Here is a 13,858-nt window from a genome sequence, read left to right as displayed (position 1 = left end):
AACAGAGTGTTCCAGCCGCGCCTAACCTTCGCCGCACCAGCAACTGCGAAAGAGGTTCTCCATGACCTGGGCCACCGATCGGCTCGAAGCGCTCGCCGCCGGCGAGGCGAGCCCGCCCCCCGTCACCCGCACCCTGAAGCTCGGCCTGTTCGACGAATGGGGCGAGGGCTGGGTCCGCAAGACCTGGGCGCCGCATCCCGACCTCGCCACCGAGGACGGCTCGCTGTTCGGCGGCTACGTCGCCGCCCTGGCCGACCAGGCCCTGGCCTTCGCGGCCATGACCGTCGTGCCGGACGGCGCGGCCTTCCGCACCATCAACCTCAACCTCAACTTTGTCCGCATGGGCCGCAATCACGGCCTGAACATCGAGGCCCGGGTCGTCAGCCGCTCGCGCCGCCTGATCACCGCCCGCGTCGAGTTCCGCGACCAGGCCGGCGTTCTCCTGGCCGAGGCGACCGGCCAGCAACTGGTCATGCCATATGAGGATGCGCGGGCGCGGGACGCCCCAGCCAATGGGTGACGTCCCGCCCGCCGCTGAGATGTAGGCGTCTAGGTTAGATGTGAGCGTTGCCGGTCTTGCCGGGCTGGATCGCACCGGTGTCGACGCCAGTGGAAAGGCCGCCGCGGGTGTCCTTGGCGCGGTCGACCGGGGTCGGCTTCAGGAGATCGTCGTCCTCGCGGACGTGTTGCGGGGGCGCCTTGCGATCGTCCTGCGGCCGGGGCGTAGGCTGCTTGTTCATATCGAGCCTCCTTTCGGTCACCCAAAGCCAACCCCTCCCGAAGACCGAAGTTCCGTCCTTTTTTCCTCCCCCGGCGGAGGGCTCTTTCCCTCCCTTTCCACAGGGAGAGACCAAGCCGTGAAGCGGCCAGGATGCGGCCCGCTGAGCAGCCATGCCCGCTCCCTTCCTACGAAGGGAAGGGTGGGCGGCCGTCCGCCCTCAAGCCCCCAGCGGCTCCCCGGCGATGGTGATCCGGTGCATCAGCCGCCGATGCCCCTGGTAGTCGTTCATCGCCTGGTGCCAGGTCGCCCGGTTGTCCCAGATCGCCATCGAGCCCGGCTTCCACGCGAACCGATGCACGAACTGCGGCTGCACCGCATGCTGGTAGAGATAGCCCAGCAGCGCCCGGCTCTCCTCCGCCGTCCAGCCCTCGAATCCCAGGGTGAAGGCCGGGTTCACATAGAGCGCCTTGCGACCGCTGCCCGGGTGGGTGATCACCGCCGGGTGGATCGCCGAAGGCGTGTCGTCGTGCCCGGCCAGGTGCGCCTGGTCGGTCCGTCCGAACACCCCGTCCTTGCCGTAGATGTGCGCCGAGGCGTGCAGCGCCCGCAAACCCGCCAGCGTCGCCTTCAGCCCGTCCGACAGCGCCTCGTAGGCGCCGTACATGTCGGCGAACAGCGTATCGCCTCCGCTCGGCGGGGTCTCGATCGCCAGCAGCACCGAGCCCATGGCCGGCGCCTGGTCATAGCTGTGGTCAGTGTGCCAGCCGCCGCCGATATTGGTCGTCTGAGCCTCGGTCTTCTCGACCTTGGCGATCTGCGGATAGCGCTCCGAGGGCGGAAAATAGCGGTTCACCACGATCGGCCCGATCCGCTCGGCGAAGGCGATGTGCTCCTCCGGCGTCAAGTGCTGGTCGTGCAGGAAAGCCACCCCGCGACGAAACACCGTCTCCCGAATCAAATCGATCTCGCTATCGGTCGCGTCCGCCACCGCTACCTGGGTGATCTCGGCGCCGCAGCCATCAGTGTCGCGGACCAACGCGGTCATGATCGCCTCCCTGTCGAGTAACCGGAACTCGATTTAAGACTTAAGGCGCGCGGCAAGATTGTCACCTAAGTTACTTTCCATGGCGAATGATCGCGAACTCGCCCTGACCGTCCTGCGCGCCTCCCGCTGGATGATCCCGCTGCCCCAGGGCCTGGCCGAACTGCTGGCGGCCGAGGGCGCCTTGCGCCGCCACGATCCCGGCTCCTGGCTGCAGGCCGAGGGCGACGAGGCCGCCGGCGTCATGGTTCTGGTCCAGGGCGCCGCCGAGCTCTACGGCCGCGCCTCCAACCAGAAGGACGTCTGCCTCGCCTATCTGAAGAGCGGCGCAGCCTGGGGCCAGACGCCCGACTTCGGCGGCGGCCCGCGCCTGGCCACCGTCATCTGCGCCGAGCCCTGCCTGGTGCTGCACCTCTCCGACCAGACCCTGCGCCGCATCGCCCACGCCCGTCCGGACGTCTGGCAGGCGGTCACCGGCCTGCTCTACCTGCAGCTCGGCGTCGCCATGCAGTGGGCCGCCGACCTGCTGGCGCTCGGCCCGCGCGAGCGGATCGCCACCCGGCTGCTCTCGATGATGCAGGCCGGCGCGCCCAACGACGTCTTCCACCTCAGCCAGCAGTCCCTGGCCGAGATGGTCGGCCTCACCCGCAAGACCGTGAACCTGCACCTGGCCGCCCTGCGCGACGAAGGCGCCGTCCAGCTCGAATACGGCCGCATCCGCATCCTCGACGCCGCCCGCCTCCAGCGCGCCGTCACGGCGCAAGCCTAGATCCTCCCCCACTGGGGCGGGGCGATATGAAGCTCGTCCTTCTCCCCTCGCGGGAGAAGCTGGCCCGCGCAGCGGGTCGGATGAGGGCATAGGGGATTCACCTGCCCACTGGGGGAGGTGGATCGATGCGCAGCATCGAGACGGATTTCCGCCTGTTCTCGGCTGTCAGACTCCAACGCCGGCTGCTGCCTTCTTCGGCATCCAGCGCCGGACGGCCAGCCAACAGAGCGAGCCGAACGCCGAGACGCCGGCGTTCAGGAACATCATGACAATGAACATGATCGCGACAGCGCCGAGCGCTTCGCCGGGGTTGGTCGCCTTGCTTCCGTTCAGGGTGAAAACGCCAGGCGCGGCCAGGGCGACGATGATCTCGATGATCAGGAAGGCCAGGTGACAGGCCGCGCCGATGGCAAAAGCGGCAGTGAACAAGGTGCCGAACGGCGCAGTGCGCAGAAAGTTCATGGCAACCCCCCGGATCTCTGGGGCGACTTTAGGCGTTCGGCTGTTACAGTCCAGCTTGCTCGCGAACGTTGTGGGCTTGGCGAGCCTCGAAAAGCTCCCTCACTCCGGCCCCTTCATATCCGCCCATCTCCGGCTCGCGCCCGGCGCCGCCTTTGCGCTGCGCAGCCAGGCCATGTTGTTCTCGACCATCTCCGGGGGGAGGTCATGGCGGGCGAGGCGTTCGGCTTCGTCCAGGCGGCCTTGCAGGCCGAGCACCAAAGCGAGGTTCTGGCGCACGGCGATGGGGGCGCCGGGCTTGGCGGCGGCCTGGCGCAGCAGGGTCTCGGCCTCTCTCGTGTCGCCGTGGCCGGCGTAGTAGAGGGCGAGGTTGCCGATCACCGCGGGGTTCTCGGGGGCGAGGGCCAGGGCCTGGCGGTGGGCGGCCAGGGCCTCCTCGTCGCGCTTAGCCTGCTCGTAGGCCACCGCCAGCAGGGCCGGGGCGCGCCAGTCGCGCGGCGCCAGGCGCTGGGCCTCGCGGCCCGGCTCGATGGCGTAGAAGCCCTGGCCGCGGCCCACATGGGCTCTTGCAAGCTCCAGCAGCACCTCGACGTCGGCGGGCCGGGCCACGCGCGCCCGGTCGGCGGCCTGCACCGCGTCGTCATATTTTCCCATGGCCCGCAGCGCCCGCGAGAGCTGGACGCCGGCCTCGGCGTCGCCGGGGTCGATCTCGGCCTCCCGCGCCCAGAAGGCGGCCCTGGCCAGCGGGTCCATGCGGCCGATCTCCGCCCGTTGCTGGGCGCTGGCCTTCACCCGCGGGGCGGGGGCGGGCGGAGCGGCCGGCGCGGCCAGGGCGGCCGCATCGGCGGCGGGCGCCTTCTTGCTCCACGGGGCCGCCGTCGCCGGCGCCGTCACGACGAGAGCCAGGGCGGTTGCGGCGAGGGCCGACATGCGACACATGGACATGAGGGTCTCCGGATGATCGTCGCAGCATCCGGCGCGCCCATAAAGGAAGCGTTAAGCATAATTTCCGGAGGCCTGACCGATGTCCCAAGCGATCTCCCCAGCGATGTTCGAAGTCATCGTCGATCGCGCGCAAGGCCCGGCGGTCCCGGTCCGCGCCGTCCTCGAAAAGGACCTGCCCGGCTTCCTCGAGGCCGCGCCCGCCTTCGTGCAGGGCCTGGCCGCCGCCGCCGACTTCAAGGCCAAGTCCGGCCAGCTCCTGATCGTGCCGGGCGAGGACGGCGCGGCGAGCCAGGTGCTGTTCGGGCTGGGAGCCGGGGGCGATCCCCAGGCCTTCCGCGCCCTGGCGGCCAAGCTGCCGGCCGGCGACTATCGCCTGGAGCCGGCGCCGGCGGGCCTGGACCTCGCCGAGGCGGCGCTCGCCTTCGCCCTCGGGAGCTATCGCTTCGACCGCTACAAGCAAAAGCGCGAGGCCCATCCGCGCCTGGTGGTCGAGGGGATCGACCTGGATGAGGTGCGCCACGTGGCCCACGCCTGCGCGCTCGCCCGCGACATGGTCAACACCCCGCCCAACGACATGGGGCCGCTGCAGATCGAGACCATCGCCCGCGAAATCGCCGAGCAGTACGGCGCGCAGATCACCGTCGTCACCGGCGATGGCCTGCTGGAGGCGAACTATCCGGCCGTCCACGCCGTCGGCCGCGCCGCGGCGGCGCAGCGCGCGCCGCGGATGATCGAGCTCTCCTGGGGCGAGGCCGGTCGTCCGCTTGTCGCCCTGGTCGGCAAGGGCGTGGTCTTCGACACCGGCGGCCTCGACATCAAGCCCTCGGCCGGCATGCGGCTGATGAAGAAGGACATGGGCGGCGCCGCCCACGCCCTGGCGCTCGGCCGGATGGTCATGGCCGCCCGCCTGCCGGTGCGGCTCTCGATCCTGGTGCCGGCGGTGGAGAACGCCATCTCCGGCGACGCCATGCGGCCCGGCGACGTGCTCGACAGCCGCAAGGGCCTGACCATCGAGGTCGGCAACACCGATGCGGAGGGGCGGCTGATCTTGGCCGACGCCCTGACCCGCGCCGGCGAGCTGGAGCCGGCCCTGACCATCGACCTGGCCACCCTGACCGGGGCGGCGCGCGCCGCCCTGGGGCCGCAACTGCCGCCGTTCTATACCGACGATGAGGAGCTGGCCGGCCAGATCGAGGCGGCCATGGCCGCGGCCTCCGACCCGCTGTGGCGGATGCCGCTGTGGAAGGGCTATGTCGACAGCCTCGATTCCGACGTGGCCGACGTGAAGAACGATTCGGACGCCTGGGCGCAGGCCGGCTCGGTCACCGCCGCCCTCTTCCTGCAGAAGTTCGCGCCGTCCGGCCCCTGGGTGCATCTCGACATCTTCGCCTGGAACCCGCGCGGCCGGCCGGGCTGGCCCTCGGGCGGCGAGGCCCAGGCGATCCGCGCGCTCTATCGGATGCTCAAGGACCGGTTCGCCGCGTGAGCTGTGACCCGCGCAACACCCTGGCCCGGCCGGACCTGGCCGCCAGGTTCCTGGAATCCATCGTCACCGCCGATCGCTATGCCGATACGCGCCGATACGTCTGTTTTTCGCCGGCCACGGCCCTGCGGCGGGCGCCGGACGCGAGCGCCGAGCAACTCGACCAACTCCTTTTCGGAGAAGGGTTTGAGGTGCTCGACGAGGTCGACGGCTTCTTCTGGGGCCAGGCGCGCCGCGACGGCTATGTCGGGTTTGTGGACATATTGGCAGTAAAACCTGCCGATAGCGCCCCGACGCACAAGGTTTCCGCCATCCGCACCTACGCCTTCGCCGAACCCTCCATAAAGGCGCCGGCGGGCGGTCCCTACTCGCTGGAATCGCTGGTTGCGGTGGAGGCGCGCGAGGGTCGCTTCGCCAAGGTCGCCGGCGCCGGCTGGATGGTCGAGGAGCACCTCGCTCCGCTCGGAACCGTGGAGGCCGACCCGGCTGGCGTGGCCGAGCGCTATCTTGGGGCGCCCTATCTCTGGGGCGGGCGCGAGAGCCTGGGCCTGGACTGCTCGGGCCTGACGCAGCAGGCCCTGGCGGCCTGCGGCGTGGCGATCCCGCGCGACACCGACCAGCAGCAGGCCTGCGGCCGGGAGGTCGCCGAGGGCGAGCTTGCCCGCGGTGATCTGGTGTTCTGGAAGGGGCACGTGGCCATGATGCTCGACGCGACGCGGATCATTCACGCCAACGCGTTTCACATGGCCGTCGCCATCGAGCCCCTGGCCGAAACCAGGGCTCGCTACGTGGCGGCGGGGGTGGGCGAACCCACCGCCTATCGCCGCCCTATCTCGTTGTTCTAGAAGTTTATTTCGTCGCCGGAGCGGCGGCGGCCGGGGCCGCTGCCGGAGCCGCAGGAGCAGCCGCGCCTTCAGCCGCCGGGGCCGCAGCGCCTTCGGCGGCCGGAGCCGCGGCGACCGCCGGGTTCGGAGCCGGGAAGGGCAGGGTCGAACCCTGGCTGTGCAGGTAGGCGATCACCGCGATGCGGTCTTCCGGCTTCTTCAGGCCGACGAAGGTCATCTTGGTGCCGGAGACGTGCTTTTGCGGCGCGGTCAGGAACTCGGAGATTTCCTCATAGCCCCAGACGCCGACCTTGTTGCCGTGCTCGATCATGGCCGGCGAGTAGGCGAAGCCCGGGTGGGTGCCGGGCTTCTTGCCCAGGGTCCCGTGCAGGTTCGGGCCGGTGCCGTTCGGGCCGCCGGCTTCGATGGTGTGGCAGGACTTGCACTTGGCGAACACGGCCTCGCCGGCCTTGACGTCGGCCGTCGGCAGCACGGTGCCCCAGTCGATCGGCGCTTCCGCCGCGGCGGCGCCTTCGCCGGCCGTCTCGGCGACCGCGATCGCATAGCCCGGCTTTTCGACAGGATGCTTGGCGAACACGCCCGCGGAGACTTCACGAAGGCCGACGATGGCCAGGCCGGTCGCCAGTACGGCGCCCGCGACTTTGTTGAACGTCAGGTCGCTCATAGTCCCTTAATCGGCCCTCTCTATGGCCAGCCGAATCAAGCTGGCCTTAGCGCGGGATTCCCCCGCCCCTTATTGCGCCCGGCTCTCTTACACGCTACCGCCGCCCGCGCAACCCAGGCTTTGGTGGCTTACGGGCGTCATGAAACCGATCGTTCTTATCCCGGCGCGTATGGCCGCCACTCGACTGCCCGGCAAACCGCTGGCGGATATCGAGGGTATCCCGATGATCGTCCGTGTCCTGCGCCAGGCGCAGGCGGCCGGGATCGGCCCGGTGGCGGTGGCCGCCGGCGACGCCGAAATCGTCGAGGCGGTGCGCGCCGCCGGCGGCCAGGCGATCCTCACCGACCCCGACCTGCCCTCCGGCTCGGACCGAATCGTCGCCGCCCTGCAGGCCCTGGACCCGGCCGGGGAGCACGACGTGGTCATCAATCTGCAGGGCGACATTCCCTTCCTGGCGCCCAGCGTCGTCGAGGCGACGGCGCGCCTGCTGGCCGACCAGCCGAGTTGCGACATCTCGACCGTGATGGTCGCCGAGTCGGACGTCGCCGAACGCTCGAACCCCGACATTCCCAAGGTCGTGGCCTCGATGCAGCCGGACGGCCGCAGCGCCCGCGCGCTCTATTTCACCCGCTCGGTGCTCTATGGCGACGCGCCGGTGTGGCTGCACCACGGCGTCTACGGCTACCGGCGAGAGGCCCTGATGCGGTTCACGGCCGCGCCGCCCTCGCCGCTGGAGTTGCGTGAGCGGCTGGAACAGCTTCGCGCCCTGGAACTCGGCATGTCGATCTGGGCGGCGGTCATAGACGAGGCACCGATCTCGGTGGACAACCCCGCCGACCTCGAACGCGCCCGCGCATTCGCAAGGAAAAACAATGAGTAAGGGACGGATCGCCTTCCAGGGCGAGCTTGGCGCCAACAGCCACGAGGCCTGCGTGGCGGCCTTTCCGGAGATGGAGCCCGTCCCGCACGCCACCTTCGAGGAGGCGTTCGACGCGGTGAAGAGCGGCGACTGCCAGCTCGGCATGATCCCCGTGGAGAACTCCATCGCAGGCCGCGTCGCCGACGTGCACCACCTGCTGCCGTCTTCGGGCCTGAAGATCATCGGCGAGCGGTTCAAGCCGATCCACTTCCAGCTTATGGCCAATCCGGGCGTGAAGCTGGAGGACGTGAAGACCGCGGCCTCCATGCCGATCGCGCTGGGCCAATGCCGCAAGACCATCCGCCGGCTGAAGCTGAAGACCGAGGCGGTGGGCGACACGGCGCTGGCCGCCAAGCTGCTGGCCGCCGAGCCCGACCCGACCCGCGCGGCGATCTCGCCGGCCCTGGCGGCCGAGCTCTACGGCCTGGAGATCCTCGCCCGCGACATCGAGGACGAGCACAACAACACCACGCGCTTCCTGGTGATGACGGCCGACAAGAACCCGCCGCCGCCGCCGTTCACCGCGCCCTGCGTGACCAGCTTCGTCTTCCGGGTCCGCAACCTTCCGGCGGCGCTCTACAAGGCCATGGGCGGGTTCGCGACCAACGGCGTCAACATGACCAAGCTGGAAAGCTACATGGAGAACGGCGCCTTCACCGCGACCTTCTTCTACGCCGAGGTCGATGGCCGTCCGGAGGATCGCGGCCTGGCGCTCGCCTTCGAGGAGCTGCGCTTCTTCTCCGAGCGATTCGAGATCCTGGGCGTCTATCCGGCCGATCCCTTCCGCAGCCGGGCGAGCCGATGAAGACCGTCGAGATCGACGCCTCCGCCTGCCGCAACCCCAAGGAGTTCGGCCGACTGTTGCAGGACGTCATCCAGGCGATCCCCGGTCACGGCTCCAGCATCGAGGCCTTCGTCGATTCGATGGTCTTCGGGACGATGAGCGAGCTCTCGCCGCCCTACACGATCGTGGTCGCGGGCGACTTGAAGCCCGAGGTCCGGGCCTTTGTCGCCGACCTCTCCAACGCGATCGGCCAGGCCCGGCTGGAGCGCCGCACCCGCCGCGGCGACGACGTCGAGGTCATCGTCAAGCTGGCCTAGGACTTCTCCCTCAGTCTTCGCTTTCCGCCCAGGTCTTGATGAGTTGGTGGGCGATGGCCAGGGGGCCGGGGACGAAGGTTCCTTCGAGCTTGCCGGCCAGCAGGTCGCGCGTCTCCTGTCTCGTGAACCAGCGCACTTCGGAGAGCTCGGTCTGGTCGGGGGTCGCCTCGTCGGTCTCCACCTGCGCCATCAGCCCGATCATGAGCGACGAGGGATAAGGCCAGGGCTGGGTCGAGTGATAGGAGACCGACAGGGTCTTCAGGCCCGCCTCTTCCTCGAGCTCGCGGGCGCAGGCCTCCTCGATGGATTCGCCGGGCTCGAGGAAGCCGGCCAGCGCCGAGAACATGCCCTTGGGCCAGGCCTCCTGGCGGCCCAGCATGCAGCGATCGCCGTGCAGGGCCAGCATGATGACCACCGGGTCGGTGCGCGGGAAATGCTCGGCCTTGCAGGACGGGCAGGCGCGCTTCCAGCCGCCGTCGACCACGTCGGTGTGCTCGCCGCAGGAGGGGCAGTGGCGGTGGCGGCGGCGCCATTCGAACATCGACTTGGCCGTGGCCATGATCGCAGCATCCGCGGCCGGCAGCTTCAGGGCCAGGCCCCGCAGGTCCTCGAATCGTCCCAGCCCGGCCAGCGGCCCGTCGGCCGGGTCCATCCCGCCTTCCAGGTCGACCGCGAACACCGCCGTCTCCTGCCACAGGCCCATGAACAGCAGCCGCTCAGGGCCGCCGGACAGGTCTTCGGCCATGCGCGAGGGCAGGTAGGCGATCTGCACGCCGCCGTCGGGGGATTTTTCCACGAAGGGCTGGCCGTTCCACAGGGCGATGGCCAGGGAATCCTGCGCCAGCAGCTTTTCGGTCAGCCATGAGACGTCCCCACGGCGCTCGCTGGCGCGGTTGAGGGGGTTGCCAGCGAAGGTGTTCTGATAACGGGAAAGCGCCATGCGCGGAGTTGTAGCTTCGCTGACGCTTGCGCGCGAGCGTCAAGGTCGCGATATAGGGGGCGGAGATCGGCGACGGGCGGACGCCTCGCCAACCCGGTCAGGTCCGGAAGGAAGCAGCCGTAACGAGTTTCGCTCCGGGTCGTCGTTCGGTCTCCACCCATTCAAGCCCCACGCACGACGGCCGCCCATCCGGGACCACTTCCGGCTGTCGCGCCGAGGGCCTATCCTCGGGCTCCAATGGCCGAAGACGAAGCACCCGAGACGCTAGAGCGCGATCCCAATACGAGCGACATGTTCGGCGAGCCCGCTGCGCCGCCGGCTGCGCCCGCTGAGGAGTCGGCCGCCTACACGGTCATCGCGCGCAAGTACCGCCCGCGCACCTTTGACGACCTCTACGGCCAGGAGGCGATGGTGCGCACACTGCGCAACGCCTTCGCCAGCGGCCGAATCGCCCACGCCTTCATGCTCACCGGGGTCCGCGGGGTCGGGAAGACCACCACCGCCCGCCTGCTGGCCCGGGCCCTGAACTACGACACCGACACGGTCCACGAGCCCAGCCTCGACCTTTCGCAGGAGGGCCGGCACTGCCGCGCCATCATCGAGGGCCGGCACATGGACGTGCTGGAGCTGGACGCCGCCAGCCGCACCGGCGTCAACGACATGCGCGAACTGCTGGACGGGGTCCGCTACGCGCCGGTCGAGGCCCGCTACAAGGTCTACATCATCGACGAGGTGCACATGCTCTCGACGGGGGCGTTCAACGCGCTCCTGAAGACCCTCGAAGAACCGCCGCCCCACGCCAAGTTCATCTTCGCCACCACCGAGATCCGCAAGGTGCCGGTGACGATCCTGTCCCGCTGCCAGCGATTCGACCTGCGTCGGGTCGAGCCGGACGTGATCGTGAAGAACCTCGACATGATCGCCGGCAAGGAAGGCGCGCGGGTCGAGGCCGAGGGCATGCTGCTGATCGCCCGGGCGGCCGAGGGCTCGATGCGCGACGCCCAGTCGATGCTGGACCAGGCCATCGTCCAGGCCCAGGCCGGCGAGACGGTCACCGCCGCCTCCATCCGCGACATGCTGGGGCTGGCCGACCGCGCCCAGACCATCAGCCTGTTCGAGCAGGTCATGCGCGGGCAGGCGGGGCCTGCGGTCGAGACCTTCCGCACGCTCTACAATTTCGGCGCCGAGCCGGGCCAGGTCATGCTCGACCTGATGGACCACACCCACGGCGCCTCGGTCGCCAAGGCGATCGGGGTCCAGGCCCTGACCCTGCCCAAGGAGCAGGCGGCCCGCCTGGCGGCGATCGGGGCCTCGGTCTCGGCCGGCAGCCTGTCGCGCATCTGGCAATTGCTGCTGAAGGCGCATGAGGAAGTCCGCCGCGCGCCCGACGCCGCCGCGGCCTGCGACATGGCGCTGATCCGCCTCGCCTATGCGGCCGATCTCCCGGGACCGGAAGAGGCCCTCAGGCGCCTGCAGTCCGGCGAGCCGATTCCCGGCGTCCCAGGCCCGAGCGGCGGCGGTGGCGGAGGCGGCGGCGCGGTCGCCAGCATGGGCGGCGGCGTCAGCGCCCAGGCCCGTCCGATGGCGGTCGCCCAGCCGCAGGGGGAGGCTGCGCCCACCCTGCAGTCCTTCGCCGACGTGATGAACCTGATCAAGGCCAAGCGGGACATCGTCCTGCAGCTCGACGTGGAGCGCTACGTCCGGCCGATCAGCTTCCGCCAGGGCGCGATCGAATACGAACCGGCCCCGGGCGCGCCGAACAACCTGGCCCAGCGCTTGGTCGGCCGGCTGAAGGAATGGACCGGCCAGCCTTGGCTGGTGGCCGCCCGCGGCGGCGGCGGGGCCGAGAGCGCCTGGGAGCGCCAGAAGCGCGAGGCGCTGGAAGTCCGCGCCGAGGTCGAGGCCGATCCTTTCGTGACCGCCATCATGCAGGCCTTCCCGGGGACTGAGATCCTCAGCATCCGCAACATCCCGTTGCCGGAGACGTCACCAGCCGCCGAGCCGCCGGAAGACGAAGAAGACGACGAGTGAGACCGCGATGAAAGACCTTGGCTCCATCATGAAGCAGGCCCAGGCCATGCAGCAGAAGCTGGCCGACGCCCAGGCGCGGATTGCCGAACTGGTGGTCGAAGGCACCTCCGGCGGCGGCATGGTGAGGGTGACCCTGAAAGGTACGGGCGACCTCGCCAGCGTGGAGATGGACGAAAGCCTGTTGGCTCCGGGCGAGGGCGAGGTGATCTCCGACCTGATCGTCGCCGCCCACGCCGACGCCAAGCGCAAGCTGGACGCCCAGCAGGCCGAACTGATGCGCGAGGCCGCCGGCCCGCTGGCGGGCATGGGCCTGCCTGGGCTCAAGCTTTGAATCCTTTTCCGCTCGTCCCCGCGCAGGCGGGGATCCAAGCCGAGCGGGTGGCGCAAGCCCTATGGCTTCCCGCCTGCGCGGGAATGAGCGGAGTCTAGAGTGGCCGCCTCCGCCGGACCCGAAATCGAGCGGCTGATCTCGCTGCTCGCCAAGCTGCCGGGGCTGGGGCCCCGGTCGGCCCGGCGCGCGGCGCTGGCGCTGCTGAAACGTCGCGACCAGCTCCTGCTGCCGTTGTCGGAGGCGCTGAGCATCGCCGCCGACCGCGTGAAGACCTGCAGCGTCTGCGGTTCCCTCGACACCCAGGACCCCTGCGCGATCTGCACCGATCCGCAGCGCGACCCCTCGTTGATCTGCGTGGTGGAGGAGGTGGGGGCGCTGTGGGCGATGGAACGGGCCGCGGCGTTCAAGGGCCGCTATCACGTGCTGGGCGGCCTGCTCTCGGCCCTGGACGGGATCGGCCCCGAGGCCCTGCGCATTGGGCCGCTGATCGCCCGCGCGACCGAGCCAGGCGTCAAGGAAGTGATTCTCGCCCTGCCGGCCACGGTCGATGGTCAGACCACGGCGCACTATCTCGCCGAGCGGCTGGAAGGGACGGGCGTGACCGTCACCATGCTGGCGCGCGGGGTGCCGGTCGGGGGCGAGCTCGACTGGCTGGACGACGGCACCATCAACCAGGCCATGCGGGCCCGCCGGCCGGCCTGACGCCGCTTAGCGCAGCCCGCTCCAGTCGGCGGCGCCAAGGGCGGCGATGACCTCCGAAAGATCCTTCTGCAGCCGCCTGAAGTTGCGGGTCGGCTCCAGCGTGCCTTCGTTCAGATAGAGGCCGCGATTGATCTCGATCTGCAGGGCGTGGGTGCGCCGGGTCGGGCGGCCGTAGTGCTCGGTGGTGTAGCCGCCGGCATAGGGCGCATTGCGGGCGACGCGATAGCCGCGGGCGACCAGTTCACGCTCCACCTTCTGCGTCACAATTCCTGAGCAGGAGGCCCCGAAGCGGTCGCCCAGCACCATGTCGCAGGGACCGCCCCGGCCGCAGGCCTTGGCCGCCGCCGCCGGCATGGAGTGCCAGTCGATCAGGACCGCGTAGCCGTGGGCCGCATGCGCTTCGCCCAGCAGGCGGGCGAGGGCGGCGTGATACGGCGCGTGCACGCCCTCGATGCGCCGCCGGGCCTCTTCGAAGGTCAGCTTGCGGGCGTAAATCTCCTGGCCCTCCGAGACGACCCGCGCGATGGCCCCGAGGCCCGCGGCCACCCGCGCCGTGCGCGAGCGTGCGAAGTCGGGCAGTTCGTCGGCGAACATGGCCGGATCGAGCTCGAAGGCCTCGCGGTTCACGTCGATATAGGCCCGCGCCAGCGTTGCGCAGATCAACGCCGCTCCGTGGGCGGGACCTGCGGCGATCAGCTCGTCGACGAAGGCGTCCTCGGAGCGCCGGATCGACAGCGCGTCCAGCGCCGCGGCCGCCATCATGTCGTCTGGATAAGAACGCCCGGAATGGGGGGATGCGAAGACCAGCGGTGTGGGGGGCGGTCGCTCGCCGTTCGCGCGCCGCACCTCGAAGGGCGCTTCGGGCGCGGTCCGGCCGGCGGCGATGGGCTCCCAGGCGTTCATTGG

17 protein-coding genes and 1 other RNA gene are annotated in these 13,858 nt (G+C 70.0%); 11 read left to right on the top strand and 7 right to left on the bottom strand.

The features are described 5' to 3' along the window. Nucleotides 1-61 precede the first annotated feature (61 nt). Nucleotides 62-520, top strand: a complete 459-nt coding sequence (locus ABID41_RS06585) for a PaaI family thioesterase (protein ID WP_331927797.1) — start codon at nt 62-64, stop codon at nt 518-520. Between the two features lie 34 nt (nt 521-554). Here ABID41_RS06585 and ABID41_RS06580 read toward each other — a convergent pair whose 3' ends face one another. Together ABID41_RS06580 and ABID41_RS06575 are read right to left on the bottom strand one after the other, a co-directional pair. Further along, nucleotides 555-740, bottom strand: coding sequence for a hypothetical protein (locus tag ABID41_RS06580; RefSeq protein ID WP_331927795.1), 186 nt, complete (start codon nt 738-740; stop codon nt 555-557). 198 nt (nt 741-938) lie between these two features. Then, nucleotides 939-1,766 carry a TauD/TfdA dioxygenase family protein gene (locus ABID41_RS06575; protein ID WP_331927794.1) on the bottom strand — a complete coding sequence of 276 codons (828 nt, stop codon included), beginning with the start codon at nt 1,764-1,766 and terminating at the stop codon, nt 939-941. A 79-nt stretch (nt 1,767-1,845) separates the two neighbouring features. Between ABID41_RS06575 and ABID41_RS06570 the strand changes: the two genes are divergently transcribed. Continuing rightward, nucleotides 1,846-2,532, top strand: a complete 687-nt coding sequence (locus tag ABID41_RS06570) for a Crp/Fnr family transcriptional regulator (RefSeq protein ID WP_331927792.1) — start codon at nt 1,846-1,848, stop codon at nt 2,530-2,532. A 165-nt stretch (nt 2,533-2,697) separates the two neighbouring features. Here the strand turns inward: ABID41_RS06570 and ABID41_RS06565 are convergent, their stop codons facing one another. Then, entirely contained in the window at nt 2,698-2,994 is a 297-nt protein-coding gene (locus ABID41_RS06565; RefSeq protein WP_331927790.1) for a hypothetical protein, read from the bottom strand. A gap of 99 nt (nt 2,995-3,093) precedes the next feature. Further along, nucleotides 3,094-3,936 carry a tetratricopeptide repeat protein gene (locus ABID41_RS06560; RefSeq protein WP_354297337.1) on the bottom strand — a complete coding sequence of 281 codons (843 nt, stop codon included), beginning with the start codon at nt 3,934-3,936 and terminating at the stop codon, nt 3,094-3,096. Between the two features lie 79 nt (nt 3,937-4,015). On the opposite strand from ABID41_RS06560, the gene ABID41_RS06555 reads away from it, so the two are divergent. Further along, the gene (locus ABID41_RS06555; RefSeq protein WP_354297336.1) at nt 4,016-5,422 is read left to right on the top strand and encodes a leucyl aminopeptidase family protein; all 1,407 of its coding nucleotides are present in this window, start codon (nt 4,016-4,018) and stop codon (nt 5,420-5,422) included. Beyond that, entirely contained in the window at nt 5,419-6,264 is an 846-nt protein-coding gene (locus ABID41_RS06550; RefSeq protein WP_354297335.1) for a C40 family peptidase, read from the top strand. Before ABID41_RS06555 ends, ABID41_RS06550 begins: the two co-directional genes overlap by 4 nt. Nucleotides 6,265-6,268: 4 nt before the next feature. Here the strand turns inward: ABID41_RS06550 and ABID41_RS06545 are convergent, their stop codons facing one another. Next, nucleotides 6,269-6,928: a c-type cytochrome gene (locus ABID41_RS06545; RefSeq protein WP_354297334.1), complete on the bottom strand. Its 660-nt coding sequence runs from the start codon at nt 6,926-6,928 to the stop codon at nt 6,269-6,271. Between the two features lie 139 nt (nt 6,929-7,067). Here ABID41_RS06545 and ABID41_RS06540 point away from each other — a divergent pair, with 139 nt between their 5' ends. Genes ABID41_RS06540 through ABID41_RS06530 form a run of 3 tightly spaced genes read left to right on the top strand, consistent with a single transcriptional unit; the run spans nt 7,068 to nt 8,948 of the window. Continuing rightward, complete coding sequence (locus ABID41_RS06540; RefSeq protein WP_331930807.1) at nt 7,068-7,808, top strand: 3-deoxy-manno-octulosonate cytidylyltransferase; 741 nt, start codon at nt 7,068-7,070, stop codon at nt 7,806-7,808. After that, nucleotides 7,801-8,652 carry a prephenate dehydratase gene (locus ABID41_RS06535; RefSeq protein WP_331930809.1) on the top strand — a complete coding sequence of 284 codons (852 nt, stop codon included), beginning with the start codon at nt 7,801-7,803 and terminating at the stop codon, nt 8,650-8,652. The genes ABID41_RS06540 and ABID41_RS06535 overlap by 8 nt, the downstream gene beginning before the upstream one ends. Then, a complete protein-coding gene (locus ABID41_RS06530) occupies nt 8,649-8,948 on the top strand; it encodes a hypothetical protein (RefSeq protein ID WP_331930811.1) in 300 nt (99 codons plus the stop codon). The genes ABID41_RS06535 and ABID41_RS06530 overlap by 4 nt, the downstream gene beginning before the upstream one ends. Before the next feature lie 10 nt (nt 8,949-8,958). Here the strand turns inward: ABID41_RS06530 and nudC are convergent, their stop codons facing one another. Then, a complete protein-coding gene (gene nudC, locus ABID41_RS06525; protein WP_331930813.1) occupies nt 8,959-9,888 on the bottom strand; it encodes an NAD(+) diphosphatase in 930 nt (309 codons plus the stop codon). 60 nt (nt 9,889-9,948) lie between these two features. Here nudC and ffs point away from each other — a divergent pair. From ffs to recR, 4 genes are all read left to right on the top strand, one after another. Continuing rightward, nucleotides 9,949-10,047, top strand: an RNA gene (gene ffs / locus ABID41_RS06520) — signal recognition particle sRNA small type. Nucleotides 10,048-10,125: 78 nt separating this feature from the next. Further along, complete coding sequence (locus tag ABID41_RS06515; RefSeq protein WP_354297333.1) at nt 10,126-11,919, top strand: DNA polymerase III subunit gamma/tau; 1,794 nt, start codon at nt 10,126-10,128, stop codon at nt 11,917-11,919. Nucleotides 11,920-11,926: 7 nt separating this feature from the next. Continuing rightward, a complete protein-coding gene (locus tag ABID41_RS06510) occupies nt 11,927-12,250 on the top strand; it encodes a YbaB/EbfC family nucleoid-associated protein (protein WP_331932623.1) in 324 nt (107 codons plus the stop codon). A gap of 99 nt (nt 12,251-12,349) precedes the next feature. Then, nucleotides 12,350-12,952, top strand: a complete 603-nt coding sequence (gene recR, locus ABID41_RS06505) for a recombination mediator RecR (protein WP_331932622.1) — start codon at nt 12,350-12,352, stop codon at nt 12,950-12,952. Nucleotides 12,953-12,958: 6 nt separating this feature from the next. On the opposite strand, the gene ABID41_RS06500 is transcribed toward recR, so the two are convergent. Continuing rightward, a complete protein-coding gene (locus ABID41_RS06500; RefSeq protein ID WP_331932621.1) occupies nt 12,959-13,855 on the bottom strand; it encodes an N-formylglutamate amidohydrolase in 897 nt (298 codons plus the stop codon). Nucleotides 13,856-13,858 lie beyond the last annotated feature (3 nt).

This window comes from Phenylobacterium koreense, from assembly GCF_040545335.1.
GTDB classification, from domain to species: domain Bacteria; phylum Pseudomonadota; class Alphaproteobacteria; order Caulobacterales; family Caulobacteraceae; genus Phenylobacterium; species Phenylobacterium koreense.
Note: the sequence above shows the minus strand (reverse complement) of the source record. Positions and strands in the feature narration are given on the sequence as shown.